Annotated in this window: 18 protein-coding genes, 1 tRNA gene and 1 riboswitch; of the genes, 6 read left to right on the top strand and 13 right to left on the bottom strand. The window is 68.1% G+C overall.

The window, feature by feature from the left end; all coding sequences use genetic code 11:
• Positions 1–53 precede the first annotated feature (53 nt).
• On the bottom strand, positions 54–1,907 hold the full coding sequence (locus tag Drose_RS00420) for an acyl-CoA dehydrogenase (RefSeq protein WP_260729550.1): 1,854 nt from the start codon (positions 1,905–1,907) through the stop codon (positions 54–56).
• Between the two features lie 220 nt (positions 1,908–2,127).
• Between Drose_RS00420 and Drose_RS00415 the strand changes: the two genes are divergently transcribed.
• Positions 2,128–2,295, top strand: coding sequence for a hypothetical protein (locus Drose_RS00415; RefSeq protein WP_260726198.1), 168 nt, complete (start codon positions 2,128–2,130; stop codon positions 2,293–2,295).
• Between the two features lie 4 nt (positions 2,296–2,299).
• On the opposite strand, the gene Drose_RS00410 is transcribed toward Drose_RS00415, so the two are convergent.
• The 3 genes from Drose_RS00410 to Drose_RS00400 form a co-directional block, all read right to left on the bottom strand.
• Positions 2,300–3,406 (bottom strand): PP2C family protein-serine/threonine phosphatase, encoded by a 1,107-nt coding sequence (locus Drose_RS00410; RefSeq protein ID WP_260726197.1) that lies wholly within the window; start codon positions 3,404–3,406, stop codon positions 2,300–2,302.
• A gap of 65 nt (positions 3,407–3,471) precedes the next feature.
• Positions 3,472–4,080, bottom strand: a complete 609-nt coding sequence (locus Drose_RS00405; protein WP_390891293.1) for a septal ring lytic transglycosylase RlpA family protein — start codon at positions 4,078–4,080, stop codon at positions 3,472–3,474.
• Positions 4,081–4,345: 265 nt separating this feature from the next.
• Positions 4,346–6,118: a proline--tRNA ligase gene (locus tag Drose_RS00400; protein ID WP_260726195.1), complete on the bottom strand. Its 1,773-nt coding sequence runs from the start codon at positions 6,116–6,118 to the stop codon at positions 4,346–4,348.
• Positions 6,119–6,315: 197 nt separating this feature from the next.
• On the opposite strand from Drose_RS00400, the gene Drose_RS00395 reads away from it, so the two are divergent.
• Positions 6,316–6,555 carry a hypothetical protein gene (locus tag Drose_RS00395; protein WP_260726194.1) on the top strand — a complete coding sequence of 80 codons (240 nt, stop codon included), beginning with the start codon at positions 6,316–6,318 and terminating at the stop codon, positions 6,553–6,555.
• Between the two features lie 7 nt (positions 6,556–6,562).
• On the opposite strand, the gene Drose_RS00390 is transcribed toward Drose_RS00395, so the two are convergent.
• On the bottom strand, positions 6,563–6,934 hold the full coding sequence (locus Drose_RS00390) for a hypothetical protein (protein ID WP_260726193.1): 372 nt from the start codon (positions 6,932–6,934) through the stop codon (positions 6,563–6,565).
• 404 nt (positions 6,935–7,338) lie between these two features.
• On the opposite strand from Drose_RS00390, the gene Drose_RS00385 reads away from it, so the two are divergent.
• Positions 7,339–7,629, top strand: coding sequence for a helix-turn-helix domain-containing protein (locus tag Drose_RS00385; protein WP_260726192.1), 291 nt, complete (start codon positions 7,339–7,341; stop codon positions 7,627–7,629).
• Between the two features lie 111 nt (positions 7,630–7,740).
• Complete coding sequence (locus Drose_RS00380; protein ID WP_260726191.1) at positions 7,741–8,001, top strand: hypothetical protein; 261 nt, start codon at positions 7,741–7,743, stop codon at positions 7,999–8,001.
• 258 nt (positions 8,002–8,259) lie between these two features.
• Here Drose_RS00380 and Drose_RS00375 read toward each other — a convergent pair whose 3' ends face one another.
• From Drose_RS00375 to Drose_RS00360, 4 genes are all read right to left on the bottom strand, one after another.
• Positions 8,260–8,559, bottom strand: a complete 300-nt coding sequence (locus Drose_RS00375; protein WP_260726190.1) for a helix-turn-helix domain-containing protein — start codon at positions 8,557–8,559, stop codon at positions 8,260–8,262.
• On the bottom strand, positions 8,556–8,888 hold the full coding sequence (locus Drose_RS00370; RefSeq protein WP_260726189.1) for a type II toxin-antitoxin system RelE/ParE family toxin: 333 nt from the start codon (positions 8,886–8,888) through the stop codon (positions 8,556–8,558). The genes Drose_RS00375 and Drose_RS00370 overlap by 4 nt, the downstream gene beginning before the upstream one ends.
• Positions 8,889–9,077: 189 nt before the next feature.
• A tRNA-Gly gene (locus Drose_RS00365) sits at positions 9,078–9,151 on the bottom strand.
• A gap of 9 nt (positions 9,152–9,160) precedes the next feature.
• Positions 9,161–9,667 carry a pyridoxamine 5'-phosphate oxidase family protein gene (locus tag Drose_RS00360; protein WP_260726188.1) on the bottom strand — a complete coding sequence of 169 codons (507 nt, stop codon included), beginning with the start codon at positions 9,665–9,667 and terminating at the stop codon, positions 9,161–9,163.
• A gap of 178 nt (positions 9,668–9,845) precedes the next feature.
• Here Drose_RS00360 and Drose_RS00355 point away from each other — a divergent pair, with 178 nt between their 5' ends.
• Together Drose_RS00355 and dcd are read left to right on the top strand one after the other, a co-directional pair.
• Complete coding sequence (locus Drose_RS00355; protein WP_260726187.1) at positions 9,846–10,310, top strand: MarR family winged helix-turn-helix transcriptional regulator; 465 nt, start codon at positions 9,846–9,848, stop codon at positions 10,308–10,310.
• A 10-nt stretch (positions 10,311–10,320) separates the two neighbouring features.
• Positions 10,321–10,899, top strand: a complete 579-nt coding sequence (gene dcd / locus Drose_RS00350; RefSeq protein ID WP_260726186.1) for a dCTP deaminase — start codon at positions 10,321–10,323, stop codon at positions 10,897–10,899.
• A 52-nt stretch (positions 10,900–10,951) separates the two neighbouring features.
• Here the strand turns inward: dcd and Drose_RS00345 are convergent, their stop codons facing one another.
• From Drose_RS00345 to Drose_RS00330, 4 genes are all read right to left on the bottom strand, one after another.
• A complete protein-coding gene (locus Drose_RS00345; protein ID WP_260726185.1) occupies positions 10,952–11,947 on the bottom strand; it encodes a C40 family peptidase in 996 nt (331 codons plus the stop codon).
• An 11-nt stretch (positions 11,948–11,958) separates the two neighbouring features.
• Positions 11,959–12,094: riboswitch (cyclic di-AMP (ydaO/yuaA leader) on the bottom strand.
• Between the two features lie 108 nt (positions 12,095–12,202).
• Positions 12,203–13,069, bottom strand: a complete 867-nt coding sequence (locus tag Drose_RS00340; RefSeq protein ID WP_260726184.1) for a LamG domain-containing protein — start codon at positions 13,067–13,069, stop codon at positions 12,203–12,205.
• Positions 13,070–13,165: 96 nt separating this feature from the next.
• Complete coding sequence (locus tag Drose_RS00335) at positions 13,166–14,224, bottom strand: hemolysin family protein (RefSeq protein ID WP_260726183.1); 1,059 nt, start codon at positions 14,222–14,224, stop codon at positions 13,166–13,168.
• The gene (locus Drose_RS00330) at positions 14,217–15,542 is read right to left on the bottom strand and encodes a hemolysin family protein (RefSeq protein ID WP_260729973.1); all 1,326 of its coding nucleotides are present in this window, start codon (positions 15,540–15,542) and stop codon (positions 14,217–14,219) included. The genes Drose_RS00335 and Drose_RS00330 overlap by 8 nt, the downstream gene beginning before the upstream one ends.
• Positions 15,543–15,626: the final 84 nt, after the last annotated feature.

Here is a 15,626-nt window from a genome sequence, read left to right as displayed (position 1 = left end):
CAAAGGGGGAGGGCGTTGTTGCCCTCCCCCTTTGGCTAGCGCCCGCGCACTCGTTAGAACGCGTCCTCCGGCAAGTGCATCGCGTCGAGGGTCGTCGACTCGACGACCCGGCGGTCGGCGCCGATGCGCGGCAGGATCTCGTGCGCGAAGAACTTCGCGGCCGCGACCTTGCCCTCGTAGAACGCCTTGTCGGCGGCGGACACGTCGCCGGTCAGCGCCTGCAGTGCCACCTCGGCCTGCTTCTGGAGCAGCCAGCCGACCATGATGTCGCCGAGCGCGAGCAGGAAGCGGCGGGTGTTCAGGCCGATCTTGTAGAGGGCCTGCGGGTCGCCGCCCTGCGCCTCGCCCAGCCAGCCGGTGAAGATGCCCAACATCTGCTGGACCTCGGTGAGCGCCTTGCCCAGCGCGACCCGCTCGAGCTTCAACTGCCCGTTGCCGCCCTCGGCCTCGAGGAACTGCTGGATCTCCGCGGCCACCGTCAGCAGCGCCTTGCCCTGATCCTTCACGATCTTGCGGAAGACCAGGTCGAGGCTCTGGATCGCGGTCGTGCCCTCGTACAGGGTGTCGATCTTCGAGTCGCGGACGTACTGCTCCAGCGGGTAGTCCTGGAGGAAGCCGGAACCGCCGAAGGTCTGCAGCGCCTCGTGGCCGAGCAGCTCGTAGGCCCGCTCGGAGCCGACCCCCTTGACCAGCGGCAGCAGGAGGTCGTTGACCCGCTTGGCGATCTTCGCGGCCTTCTCGTCACCGGCGGCCTCGGCCAGCGCCACCTTGTCCTGCCAGGTCGCCGTGTACGCGACGAGCGCACGCAGACCCTCCGCGTACGACTTCTGCATCAGCAGCGAGCGCCGGACGTCAGGGTGGTTGATGATCGTGACGCGCGACGCGGTCTTGTCGGTGGAGGTCAGGTCGGCGCCCTGGACGCGGCTCTTCGCGTAGTCGAGAGCGTTGAGGTAGCCCGTCGACAGGGTCGCGATCGCCTTCGTGCCGACCATCATGCGCGCGTACTCGATGATGAGGAACATCTGCCGGATGCCCTCGTGCACGTCGCCGAGCAGCCAGCCCTTGGCCGGCACACCGTGACCGCCGAACGTGACCTCACACGTGGTGGAGACCTTCAGGCCCATCTTGTGCTCGACGTTCGTGACGAACACGCCGTTGCGGTCCTTGAGCTCGCCGGTGTCGGTGTCGAAGTGGAACTTCGGCACGACGAACAGCGAGAGGCCCTTGGTGCCGGGGCCACCGGCGCCGGGCGTGTCGACCGGGCGGGCGAGCACGTAGTGCACGATGTTGTCGGTGAGGTCGTGCTCACCGCTGGTGATGAAGCGCTTGACACCCTCGATGTGCCAGGAGCCGTCGGCCTGCGGGATCGCCTTGGTCCGGCCGGCGCCGACGTCGGAGCCCGCGTCGGGCTCGGTCAGCACCATCGTCGAGCCCCACCGCTTCTCGACGAACAGCTTGGCCCACTTCTTCTGCTCCTCGGTGCCCTCGATGTGCAGCGTGTGCGCGAACGAGGGGCCGGAAGCGTACATCCACACCGGCGCGTTGGAGCCGAGGACCATCTCGGCGAGCGCCCACCACAGGGCCCGCGGCGCGGCGGTGCCGCCCAGTTCGGCGGGCAGGTCGAGGCGCCAGAACTCGGCGGCCATGAACGCCTCGTACGACCCCCGGAACTTCTCCGGCATCTTCACGCTGTGCGTGGCCGGGTCGAACACCGGCGGGTTGCGGTCACCGTCGACGTAGCTGGACGCGAGGTCCTCGCGCGCCAGCCGGTCGACCTCGGCGAGGATGCTGCGGGCGGTGTCCACGTCGACGTCGCCATACGGGCCCTGGCCGAGGATCTTGTCGACACCGAACACCTCGAAGAGGTTGAACTCGAGGTCCCGCAGGTTGCTCTTGTAGTGGGTCATTGCGGAGTGGCCCCCGTCTCTGGTGATGTCGCGAACGGTGCGATAGAGCATGGACGACCTAGGTTACCAGTCGGTAACAGGCATCATATTACTGGCAAGTAACCATGAACAAGCCGCCATCGCTCACCCAGGAGTGAACCAGGCCACAGGAAGCCGGATTGAGCAGCAAAACGGTGCGGTTGAGTAGCGGACACGCCGTCACCGACGGGTGATGTGGTCGTTGAGCGGTTACTCGCAGCAATCGCAGGTCGACGAGGAGGGCCGCGCGATGTTCGTCCGCCTGATGGGCTCGTTGTTCGCCCCCAAGTACCCCCGGTTCTACACCGGCCGGCACCGAGCGCCGATGCGCCGCTTCGTGCCGCGGCAGCGCTCCGAACCTTCGTTGTAGCGCGCTACGCGGACGCCACGCCGGCGCCGCCGATCTCCCAGCTAGGGACCGTCGCCGGCGCCTTGACTCCCTGGTACTCGACCAGGATCAGCGCGATGTCGTCGTCGAGACGCCCGCGCACCCAATCCAGCAGCGCGCTCTCCAGGGACTTCAGCCCGTCGGCGACGGTGCCGTGCCCGAGCAGCCGCTGCGCCCGCTCGGCGGTGGGGAAGAACTGCCCGTCGCGGCGCGCCTCGGCGAGCCCGTCGGTGAAGAACAGCAGCCGGTCGCCCGGCTCCAGCCGCTCGACCCGCGGCTTGACCACCGGCATGAACCCGAGCGGCGGCGCGTTGGCCGGCGGGTCGAGCGGGATGACCCGCCCGCGGCGCAGCAGCAACGGCGCCGGATGGCCGCAGTTGACGATCGTCAGCGTGCCGCCGCGCTCCTCGATCAGTGCCGCGGTCACGAAGTCCTCGTCGCCGACCGACCTGGCGACCGCTCGATCGAGATCCGCCACGATCGCGCGCAGGTCGGCCCGCTCGAACGCCACGTGCCGATAGGACCCGAGCACGATGCTCGCCAGGCGTACCGCGTCGAGACCCTTGCCTCGCACGTCTCCGATGATCATCCGCACGCCGTACGGCGTCTCGACCGCCTCGTACAGGTCACCGCCGATGTCGGCCGCGGCACTCGCGGAGATGTACCGCGCGGCGATCGTCAACGGTCCTAGCTGCGGCCCGAGCGGACGCAGCACCGCACCCTGTGCGACGGACGCGAGGCGGGACAGCTCCGCGTATCGCGCGATCTGCCGCTGGCGGATGGCGCCGACCGCGCAGGCGATGCCGCTCGCGACGAACACGCCGCCCAGGTTCAGCATGAGGACCAGCACACGGTCGCGCGTGTGCATCAACTCGATCGAGCTGAACAGGAACGCGAACAGGGTCGAGGCGCCGCCGACCGCCAGCACCTCCGGCCAGGAGGCGAATGCGGCCGCCAGGAACGGCGCCGCGGCGAACAGCCCGACGTAGTTCGCCCGTGATCCGTCGGCGACCTCGGTAGCCAGGACCAAAACGAGCAGCACGAAGGCCGCGCCGACTCCGGCACGGGCTTCGGGAAGCAGTTGACGTTTCATAGGTCCGGCCAACAGCATGCCACCAACCCGTCGCCGATCCGCTCAAACAAACGGCCGGGTTGTGCTTACTTGAGTACCTCGTACCGCGCGTTGATGACACCGGAACTCACCGACGCGATCGTCACGAAGGCCCCGCGGGCCAGATCCAGGCACCGTCCGGATACGAACGGGCCCCGATCGTTGATCCGCACGACCACGGACTTGCCGTTGGCGAGGTTGGTGACCCGCACCTTGGTGTTGAACGGCAGCGTCTTGTGGGCCGCCGTCAGCCCGTCGGGATCGAAGTTCTCCCCGTTGGCGGTCTTCGATCCACTGGCATAGTAGGACGCCTTGCAGGTGCCGGCGTTGGTCACCGCGCTGCTCGTCGACGGCTTCTTCGACGGGCTTTTCGTCGGGCTCCCGGTCGGGCTTTTCGACGGCGACGCCGAGGCCACGACCTGCGGAGACTCGCTCGGATCGACGCTCGGGACCGGCCGGTCGGCCCGGTCGGCCCGCTCGTCTGGACTGCGATCAGCGTCGATGTTGCCGGTGGCGGCCGCGGGCTTGTGGTCCGACCTGAGATTGACCGTGGCCACCGCCCCGCCGACCAGTGCCGCGACCGCGACGGCCCCGGCGAGCAGCGGAACGAGAAGACGGCGACGCTCAGTGGAATGCTTGCCGGACAATGCCAGCACCCTTCGTCGACTGCAAGGCCGTGACCGAACGTATCGACCACTCCCGGGCGTCAGTCAAACGGAACCGTGCGCCATATGCCGTTTTGCGCCGATAGTTCCGTCCGAAAGTACGATCGGCAGAGGAACCTTTCGGCCGACCTCCACACGGTGAGTAATGCGGCCATCAGCCACCTGCATTTCCGGCGGTGGCGCGCGTTGGATTCACGTGGAACACGGCCCCGCCCCTTGCGGAAAGGGCGGGGCCGCGCAGCGTGCTGAGGAACCGTCAGGACTGGTGGACGACGGACCGGATCCGCTCGACCGCGGCGTCGAAGGCGACCTCTTCCTTGTCGCCCGTCTTGCGGTCGCGGACCTCCACCATGCCGTCGGCCAGGCGCTTGCCCACCACAACGATCGTCGGGACGCCGACGAGCTCGGAGTCGTTGAACTTCACGCCGGGCGAGACGTCCTTGCGGTCGTCGAGCAGCACCGTCAGGCCGGCCGCCTCGAGCGCGTCGGCCAGGCGCTCGGCGCCGCCGCGAATCTCCTCCGTCTTGCCCGCCGCCACCACGTGGACGTCGGCCGGAGCCAGCTCGCGGGGCCAGCACAGGCCGCGCTCGTCGGCGGTCTGCTCGGCGATCACGGCGACCGCGCGGGACACCCCGACGCCGTAGGAGCCCATCGTCACGACCTGCGACTTGCCGTTGGCGTCGAGGACCGTGAGGTTGAACGCCTGCGCGTACTTCCGGCCGAGCTGGAAAATGTGGCCGATCTCGATGCCGCGGGCGAGCTCCAGCGCGCCACCGTCGGCCGGGCAGACGTCGCCGTCCTGGATGACAACCGCCTCGACCGTGCCGTCCGGCGTGAAGTCGCGGCCCGCGACCAGGTTGACGACGTGCTTGCCGGGCTGGTCCGCGCCCGTGATCCAGCTTGTGCCCTCGACCACGCGCGGGTCCACGAGATACCGGATCCCGGACGAGTTCTTCTCACCCAGCACGCCGGGGCCGATGTAACCCCGCACCAGCGCCGGGTGCTGCGCGAACTCGGCCTCCGACATCGGCTGCACCTCGGCCGGCGCCACCTGGGCCTCCAGCCGGCGCAGGTCGACCTCGCGGTCGCCGGGCACGCCGACGGCGAGCGGCTCCCGCTTGCCGTCGGGCATGGTCAGCATGACCATGACATTCTTCAGCGTGTCGCCGGCCGTCCAGGGCCGGTCCGCGCGGCGCAGGTCCTCGCGGGTGTTGAACAGGTCTACCAGCGTCTCGATGGTCGGCGTGTCGGGAGTGTCGGCGACCTTCGCCGCGGGCCGGCCCTCGATGGGCAGCGGCTGCGGCGCAGGCGTGGTGACCGCCTCGACGTTGGCCGCGTAGTCGCCGTTGGTGCAGCGCACGAAGGTGTCCTCGCCGATGTCGCAGACGGCGAGGAACTCCTCGGATGCGCTGCCACCCATCGCGCCGCTCATCGCGGAGCAGATGACGTAGTCGAGGCCGAGCCGATCGAAGATCTTGATGTAGGCGGACCGGTGCCGCTCGTACGCCGCGCGGAGCCCGTCGTCGTCGACGTCGAAGGAGTAGGAGTCCTTCATGACGAACTCCCGGCCGCGCAGGATGCCGGCCCGGGGGCGCGCCTCGTCGCGGTACTTCGACTGGATCTGGTACAGCGTGAGCGGCAGATCCTTGTACGACGAGTAGAAGTCCTTGACCGCGAGGGTGAACATCTCCTCGTGGGTCGGCCCGAGCAGGTAGTCGGTGCCGCGGCGGTCCTTCAGCCGGAAGAGGTTGGCGCCGTATTCGGTCCAGCGGCCGGTCGCCTCGTAGGGCTCCCGGGGCAGCAGTGCCGGGAAGATCAGCTCCTGGCCGCCCATCGCGTCCATCTCCTCGCGGATCACCCGCTCGACGTTGCGCAGCACCCGCAGGCCCATCGGCAGCAGCGTGAAGATGCCCGGTGCCACTCGGCGCACGTAACCCGCGCGGACGAGCAGGCGGTGGCTGGTCACCTCGGCGTCCGCGGGGTCTTCCCGCAGGGTCCGAAGGAACAGCGTGGACATCTTCAGGACCATCTTCGTCTACCTCCGAAGCCGGATTTCTCGGCACACTCACGGTGACGATACCCGGTCTGATCGGCACGGTATGTGGCCGAGGTTGCCGGCGTGCCGGGAGTGATGGAGCAGGCCGCGCTCGCGACCGGCGCCCCCTCGCCGTCGCCTGCCGCCGTCGGAGCTCTTCACTCGCCGCGCCGCAGGCATATACTGCCGCAATGGCGACTCCGAGGGGGCGTGGCGCGTCGATGTCGCTCGCGATCGCAGTAGCGGCGCTCGGCGTGGCGTCGACCGTCTCCGCGTGGAACGCCTGGGACCCACTGCCACCGGCCGGACCGCCACTGAGCGACTCCGACCGCACCTACGAGATCCTGCTGGGCCTGTGCGGCCTCGTCATGACGGCCGGTGGCATCTGGGCAACCGGCCGGATCGGACGCTGGACGCCGCGCCGACGGTAGGCCGGGGTCAGCTCGCTTCCACCGCGTCGCCGCGGCGCTCCGGGCCATGAAACCGGGGACTTCCGGCAGTTCTCCCGCATTGGCGCGGCTCGGCCGGCCGCCGCGGAAGCCCGATCGACAGGCCAGGTTGCGGCACCACCTGACGCCTGAAGTCATGGTCGTCGGGGTACAAGGCCGCGAAGTTCACCCAACAGCCCCTTGCCACCCCGAACAATGCCGACAATTCGGGCACAGGCTCGAAGGCGTCACCGCCGAGGCATGCCGGCCGGCGCGCGTTCCGCCGCCCCGCCCCGAGGTGCAGTTTCCACGCCTTCGCGGTGAGGTCGATCAGTTCAGACTTGGTGATTCGCTTGATGGCCTCGGGCACGTCGAACGACACGTCCGGAGGGTATCCACAAACGGGCACGGACGAGCCGAGGAGCACGCAGAGGGCACGCCCACCCGACAGAGATCAGGAAGACGACGGCCCGGGGGCGCGATCATGCGTCTACCTGGCCGGAGCGGGTGAAGGGAATCGAACCCTCACTGTCAGCTTGCGGGCCGTACAGGTCGCTTTCACCAAACGCGTGAACCTCCAGGTCGCGCGGGCGGCGAGCGGCTAGCCTTCGCCTGGGCTAGTGGCCCGCTAATGGCCCAGACACAGCTTGCCGATATACCAAGAACGGCATAACGTCGAAGGGTGAGACGCTACGTCATCGAGCTGGAGCCAGAGGTACGCGACTGGCTCGAAACCTTGCGGCTCACGGAGTACGCCAAGGTTGAAGCGACGGCCGACATCCTGCAATGACGGCACGTCACTCTCGCTGGGAGCGCACCGGCGCCGAGCAGCACAACTCCGCCTACGAGGAGGCACGAGCAGCACTCCTGCTCGGCCAGATGGTCCACGACCGGCGCACCGAACTCGGACTCACACAGGGCGAACTCGCCGAGCGCTCCGGCATGACCCAACCCCAACTGTCACGCCTGGAACCGGGCGGCGCCACGCCCACCGTGCCGCTGCTGGCCAGACTCACCACAGCACTCGACGCGGAGCTCGACATCGCCTTCCGGCCCCATCGTGGCGCTGCCGCCTGAAGCCCTCCGCACCGATTCACACAGCGCTACATCCGGCAAGGCCACAAGGTAGCCAGGAAGGAGTTCCGTGTCGGTCCACCACCCGCTCTGTACCACTACAGCGTAATGATCATGGCAGTCGACAAGCCTGTTCTTGGCGCACTTCGCGGCCTGTCCTTTGAGGTGGAGACCGCTGCCTATCCCCAGATCGCCTCGGGCGGGACTACCGGCGACGTGTGGGAAAAGAATGACAACCAGGTGAAGTTCCGATTCACGTCCGCCGAGCTCCGAGCGAGCTTCCTGGTAGAAGCCGCCCGCATCTTCCGCGCTGGCCTGTTCCAGCTCGTCAGCACAGACGATGCCGATCCAGCGACTCCGCGTCACACATCATAAACCGAAGACCTCTGAGGCCGTATCAGGCGACGTGTTCGCTATCGACGAGTAGCTCCGCCGTGGGAACGCTGCACCTTCGCTCCACAGCAGGCCGCGACCCGAACGAGGACAGAAGGGAATCGAACCCTCACAGTCAGTTTGGGAACTGGACAGGCTCACGCTGCGGTCGCCGACGACTGGCCGTCGGGCTTGTCCCGAGCCGCCTGGAGCGACCTCGTTGGGCCTGCCGTGATGGCGCGGCAATGGCACGCCGATGTGTTACGCCGCGTCCGGCCTAGCGTTGAACCCGACCGCCAACTCAACATCAAGTGCGCGCGCCAACCGCTCCAAGACCGGCAGCGTCGGCACCGTTCCGCCCGCCTCGAAGCGCGCGACCGCCGACTGCGTCATCGAAGCCGCCTCGGCAAGCTCGCTCTGGCTCCAACCACGGCGTTCACGGAGTTCCCGAACCGCTCGGCCCAGCTCGAAGGCCAGCTTCGTCGACTCGTAGGCCTCGGCAGCCCCGGATTCGGCCATGCGCCGGCTGCGCAGTTCGGTCCAATCGCCGCGACTGGTCATCGCTCCATCCCTTCGTCAACGGTGTGCATCTCAGCGATGCACCGCGCGAATGCTCGCCGTGCCCGGTCAACCTCGCGAGTCTCGCGGTCGCGGGTCTTCCGGAACACCGTTAGGAGAATGATCCGCTCTCCAGAAGCGATCCAGTACGTGATCCGCACCGCGTCACGCTCCAGATAAAACCGCAGCTCACGAAGCTTGCCGTCGAGCTGCTTCGTGTACGGTTCGCCCAACAGCGGACCCTCATCGGCCAGCAGGTCGATGTAGAAGGCCACCCGCGCGAACTGCGCAGTCCCCAGCCCTTCGAGCCACTCCTCAACGTCGGGCTCCAACTCGACAGTACCCCCACGACATAGCATCGATGCTATACAGGATCTACTCGGCACCGCTGTCCCGCTGTAGCCCGCGGCAACACTCGCAGCTTGTATGCATCCCGACATCCCGAATGGCGCTGGGCATCTGACAGTCCCGGAACAACAAAAGCCCGGCCAGGGCATCTGCCATGACCAGGCGTTTCGGAGTGGAGCGGGTGAAGGGAATCGAACCCTCACTGTCAGCTTGGGAAGCTGATGTTCTGCCATTGAACTACACCCGCGAGCGACGCCTACTGTACCGAATCCAGGGCCGCTGCGCACGGACCATTCTGCCTCGCTCTCGGGACGTGGCCGGGGCGGTCCTTCCAGACCGTGCGGGTCGAGGTCGTCGGGGTGTCGTGGCGGACCATCATCGCCACGTCGACCGTCAGCTCGTACAGCTTCCAGTCGATCCCCGGCGCGGCGCGCATCTGGCGGGCCAGCGAGCCGATCACGGCCGGGTCCGTCACCGCGGTCGCGCGGCCCGACAGGTACGCCTCGTCGTCGGAGTCGGTGGCGGGGAAACTGTGCAGCGAGTAGCGGCCGTCACGGTCGAGGTCGTGCCGCTTGGGTGAGGCGAGCACGAAGCAGAAGAGGCCGTCGTCCGTGATCACCGGGGACACCGGGTGGATGCGCGGCCCGCCGTCCGGGCGCACGGTTGCCAGGTAGCCGAGGCCTGGCCCGTACTGACACACAAGCGTGCGGATGGCCGTCGCCAGGAGTGGCTCGGCCGCGGCGAACTCAGCCCACGAACTCATGCGGCAAATATACTCGAACACATGTACGATTGACCGGCATTTCCCCGAACGGAGGAGGCGTAGCTTTGGACGGAACCGGGCCGTGGGCCCTCGCCGTCACCCTTCACGGTCAGTACCATCACGGAAATATTCCAGCGAGGAACCTAGAGCGTTGCGACGGGCACGGCAAACTGAACCGGTGCGAGCAGCCGACACGTTGATCGACCTCCTCCGCCGATTCAACGTGGAGGCCGATCGCTTCGTCGACGTGTTCACGCGCGCCCACGGCCTGCACCGCACCGACATGAACGCGGTCGCGCACATCTGGCGGGCCGCGGAGCACGGCCATCCGCTGACCCCCGGCGAGCTGGCCCGCATGCTGTCGCTGAGCCCGGCGGCGACCACCGCACTGCTCGGCCGTCTGGAGCGGGCCGGCCACATCGAGCGCAACCACGACACCGCCGACCGGCGGCGGGTGCACCTCGACATGCTGCCGTCGGCCCGGGCCCTGGCGCTCGCGTTCTTCACCCCGCTCGGTGAGCATCTCCGCTCCGCGTTCGACGAGTTCGACGACAAAGAGCTGGAGACCGCGTCGCGTGTGATGGAAAAGGTACTGGCAGCGACCGCGGCAGCAGCCGACGAGGCCGAGGAGCCCGTCCCGTAAGGTCGTGTGGGTGCTGCTATCCGACCGTGACCTGACCAAGGAGCTCGAGGGCGGGCAGTTGACGCTCGAGCCGTTCGATCGGGCGCTCGTCCAGCCGTCGAGTATCGACGTGCGGCTCGACCGGTGGTTCCGGGTCTTCAACAACCACCTGTATACGCACATCGATCCCGCGATCCAGCAGGACGACCTGACCTCAATGGTCGAGGTCGAGGACGGACAGCCGTTCGTGCTGCACCCGGGCGAGTTCGTGCTCGCCTCGACACTGGAGGTCATCACCCTCGGCGACCAGCTCGCCGGGCGGCTGGAGGGCAAGTCCAGTCTCGGCCGGCTGGGCCTGCTGACGCACTCCACGGCGGGCTTCATCGACCCCGGGTTCTCCGGCCACGTGACGCTTGAGCTGTCGAACGTGGCCAATCTGCCGATCATGCTCTGGCCGGGCATGAAGATCGGCCAGCTCTGCATCTTCCGGCTGTCCTCGCCGTCGGAGCACCCTTACGGCTCGGCGGTCTACGGCTCGCGGTACCAGGGCCAGCGCGGTCCGACGCCGAGCCGTTCGTGGCAGAAATGGCGCACCTGGCCGACCCGCTGACCGACGCCGAAGGGGCGGGTCCTGACGGGCCCGCCCATTGGCTGCTACGCGCCTATGCGACTCTGCCGTATCCGGAGATCGGCCCGTCGTCGATCTTCTTCATCCGGACCTTGTCACCCGAGGTCGGTGCGTGGACGATCCAGCCACCGCCCACGTACATGCCGACATGGTGCAGGTCACTGTAGTAGAAGACCAGATCGCCGGGCTTGAGGTCCGCCCGGCTGACCCGCTTGGTGTCCTGGTACTGCCATTTCGTGTAGTGCCGCAGCGTGTGGCCGGCGGCCTTCCACGCGTAGAGCGTCAGGCCGGAGCAGTCGAACGAGTTCGGGCCCTCGGCCGCCCAGATGTAGGGCTTGCCGATCTGGTTGCAGGCCGTCTGCGCCGCCTTCGCGCCGGGGCCGCCGGCGTACTCCATCGGGCAGGCGACCGGCTTCAGCACGCCGGTGCCGTTGCCCGACCCGTACGCCCGGGCGCGCATCTCGTTGAGGGCCTTGATCTCGGCGTTGATCTGCTGCTCTTTCTGAGCCATCGCGGCCTCTTGCTCGACCTGCTGGGCGATGAGCGCGTCGAGCGGCCTCTTCTGGTCGTCGTACGTCTTCTTGGCCGCGAGGACGTCCTTGATCCGGGCCTGCTCGTCCTTCGCCAGCATGTTGAGCAGCATGAGCTGCTCGGCGAAGGTGTCCGGCGATCCGGTGGTCAGCAGCGCGTTGAAGCTCGACGCCCGCCCGGCCTTGAACTGCATGACCGAGAAGGCACTTACGCGGGTCAGTGCGTTGTCCACCTGGAGCTGGAGCGGCAGGATCTGGTCCTGGAGCTGCTTCTGCTTGGCCTTGTTGTTGTTCAGCTCGGCTTTGAGCTGGTTGTGCTGCTCGATGATCGGCTCGACTTCGTTCCACTTCTTGTCGATCTGCGCTTCGAGCTCGGCGGGGGTCGGGTCCGCGTGTGCGTAGCCGGTGACCCCGAAGGCGAGCGACAGACCGCCGAGAGCGGCGATGAGAACCCGGGCCAGACGGTGGGGCCGCTTCGTCCACCTCAGATGGGTATCCACCGAGGAGATGCTCCTTCTTCCGTGGCCGCCTACCGGGTTAGCTGACGGGTTCGGACGGGAAGTTCGCCCTACCGCAGACAAGATGCGGATTCACCCCGATGACGCACTGGTTCCCCGGCTCGGATTTCGACTCGGCGGTGCCGTCTGGCGCACCCGTGTTGGGCGCGGACATCCATCCGACGAGAATTCACGTTAAGGGGCAGCGCTTCCAAGGTTCAAGTCGATGTCCGGTAGTTGTCTGATTTGTCGCGAAAGTCACGCGCTTCGAGTGACGAACACGTCGTCAATTACTCCCACGAACTGGTCGTTGTTCGCACTGGTCCCCTTACCACCAATACAGAGTGGATCGGTGTTCATGATGGAGAGTGACGGCGGAATCGCGGCCTGCCCGGCGACCACACCGTCGACAGCCACTGTGAGCAGCGCGCCACCGCGTGAACACTCGATCCGGTGCCAGCGCCCGTCAGCGACGCTGCGCGATGCGAGCGCTACGTAAATGGTGGAGTCACCAGTGCCGACAATCACACAACTCGGTCGCCCGGCGGCGCCGTCCACCTGCAACTTGAACTGACTGTCACCGACCGAGAACCCTTTTTGCATGACATTGGCGCCCTTGGAAGTTTCCGATGGCTTGACAAGGACGCTCGCACCAAATGAGAAGTCGGCCTGGCCGGGATTGAGAAAGTCCGCCGGCCCGCTCTGCAGGATGGCGCGTGCACAACTCTCCGCACCGTAATGCTCACACCGTGGCGGGAAACGCACCGCCAGTCCGCCCTCGTGCGGTACGGCCGACAGCTCACCCCCGGCCACCTTGCGCACCTTCAGCGGCAGCCGCCCGCCGGCGTCGACGACCGGCGCGGCCAGCCCGCCGTCGAAGCTGTACCGCAGCGCGGCGCTGCCCTTGGGCGCCGCGCTCGGGGTCTTCACCTCGGACGGTTGGGCGGCGGGCGCACCCGGCACCTTGGCGGACGCGACGGCATGCGGCCCGGCGCTCGGCCCGGCACCCGCGGCGTCGGGCCCTCCACCGCCGATGCTCCGGTGCGCTATCCAGGCGGCGGCAGCGACGACCGGCACGAGCGCTACGGACAGGACGAACCGCCGCCGGAGGGCCAACGTACGCATAACCGGGCATTATTCCGATAACACGACAGAACTCGTGGCGTTTCGCCGGATCCGTCGCACATCCGCGTGACGCCAACCCCAGGGGCCCGGCTGCGTTCAGCGCTGCGCAGGACTCAACGAGACATGCGAGGCCGAGGATTCGTCCCTGATGCCCTCGCCCACCACGGCCATGAGCACGTCATCGAGCGTCACCACGCCGATCGGCACCCGGCCGTCGCTCACCAGCACGATGTGCTGACGTTCGCGGCGCATCGCCAGCAGCAGCTCGGCCAGTGTCCGGGTCGGCGGCACGATGCCCAGCGGCCGGATGAGGTCGAGCGGAATCGGCGCTCGCCGCTGTGGCCCGACGAATCCGATCACGTCCTTGACGTGTACGAAGCCGAGCACCCGGCGCGACGCCCGCTCCACCACCGGGAACCGTGAACGGTTCGTCCGCGTGGCCAGCACCTCCAGCGACGCCGGCGACACGTCCTCGGCGACCGTCGTCACCTCGGACCAGGGCCGCAGCGCGTCGCGTGCGGTCCGCTGGCTGAGTGCCAGCGCGCCGGTGATCCGCGCGTGCTCCTCCGGCGCCAGCAGCCCCTCGGTCGTCGCCTGCGCGGCCAGGCCGGCGAGTTCCTCGGCGGTGAAGACCGTCTTCACGGAGCCGGTCGTCTCGATCCGCCACAGCGAGAGGATCGTCCGCGACGCCCACTTCATCGCCACGAGCACCGGCTTGGTCCCGACGCAGAACGCATACATCAACGGGCCGAGCCACAGCACGGCACGCTCCGGCGAGGCCAGGGTGAGGTTCTTCGGCACCATCTCGCCGACGACCGTGTGGGCGAACACGACCACGCCGAGCGCCAGCACGAAGGCGACCGGATGCACGAGCTGCTCGGGCAGGTGGATCGCGTGGAACGGTCCTTCGAGGCCGTGGGCCAGTGCCGGCTCGGCCAGCGCACCGAGCCCGAGCGAGCAGATCGTGACACCGAGTTGCGCACCGGCGATCATCAACGGGATCTCGTTCATGGCCCGCAGTGCCGTCCGCGCCCGGCGCGAGGTGGCGGCCATGGGCTCGATCATCGTGCGCCGGGAGGCGATGAGCGCGAACTCGCTGCCGACGAAGAACGCGTTGCCGAGCAGCAGCAGGATCGTGATCAGCAGCTCAGTCATGGACCGCCTCCGGCCGGACGACCCGTACCTGCTCGATCCGGCGCCGGTCCACCTCGACGACGGTGAACTCCCAGCCGTCTTCCTTCCACGTCTCACCGACCGACGGGATGTGACCGAGCCGGGCCATCAGGAACCCGGCGAGCGTCTCGTAAGGTCCTTCCGGAACCCTGAACCCGGTGAGCTCGGCCAGCTCGTCCTCCCGCAGCACGCCGTCGACCAGCACCGTCCGCTCGTCGCCGGGTGCGGTCAGGTCGGGCATGCCGTGCGCGGTGGTGGGCTCGTCCTCCACGTCGTGCTCGTCGGCGATCTCACCGACGAGCTCCTCGACCAGGTCCTCGATGGTGACCACGCCGTCGGTCCCGCCGTATTCGTCCACGACGATCGCAACGTCGGAATCGCCCCTGCGCAGCGCCTCGAGCACGCCGTCGAGGTCGAGGCTCTCGGGCACGAAGACCGGCTCGCGCGCCACGGCCCCGACCTTCGTCGTCGGCCGGCGCACCGGGGGCACCCCGAGCGCGTCGGTGACCGTGACCACGCCGGTGACCTGGTCGAGGGTCTGCACGTAGATCGGGAAGCGGCTGTAACCGGTCTGGACCGACGTGGCCAGCAGGTCGGCGACAGTGGCGTCGGCGCGCAGCGAGATGACGTCGACCCGGGGAGTCATCGCCTCGGCCGCCCGCTTGTCGCCGAACCGGATGGTCCTCTGGAGCAGCACCGCGGTCTCCCGCGGCAGGGCGCCGGCCTGGGCGGAGATCGCCGCGAGCAGGCCCAGTTCCTCCGGCGACCGGGCACTCGCGAGCTCTTCCTGCGGCTCGATGCCGAACCGGCGGACCACCCAGTTGGCCGAGCCGTTGAGCAGCCCGATCAGCCAGGAGAACAGCCGCGAGAACATCCGCTGCGGCCCGGCCGTCGCGCGGGCCACCGGCATCGGCCGGGCCAGCGCCGCGTTCTTCGGCACCAGCTCGCCGAACAGCATGGAGAGCAACGTGGCAGCGATCAGGGCGACGACGTGCCCGACGCCCTGGGTCATGCTGCCGAACACCGGGTGCAGCAACGGCTCGAACAGGTGGGCGAGCGCCGGCTCCGCGAGATAGCCGGCGAGCAGCGCGGTGATGGTGATCCCGAGCTGGGCCCCCGAGAGCTGGAAGGACAGCTCACGCAGCGCGCGGCGCACGGTGCGCGCCTTGCGGTCGCCCGCGTTCGCCCGCTGCTCGATCTCGGCCCGGTCGACGGTGACGAGCGAGAACTCGGCGGCGACGAAGCCGGCGTTCGCCGCGGTGAGCAGCGCGAACGCCAGTAGGGGCAACAGTGTGGTCAACACGCTCGCGCGGAGGTCCCTTCAGGTGTCTGCCGAATTCTTCCACGTGCGTCCGTCATGTGCCGAACACGCCTCGACCGTGGC

It is taken from the genome of Dactylosporangium roseum (genome assembly GCF_025264685.1).
GTDB classification, from domain to species: Bacteria; Actinomycetota; Actinomycetes; order Mycobacteriales; family Micromonosporaceae; genus Dactylosporangium; species Dactylosporangium roseum.
Note: the sequence above shows the minus strand (reverse complement) of the source record. Positions and strands in the feature narration are given on the sequence as shown.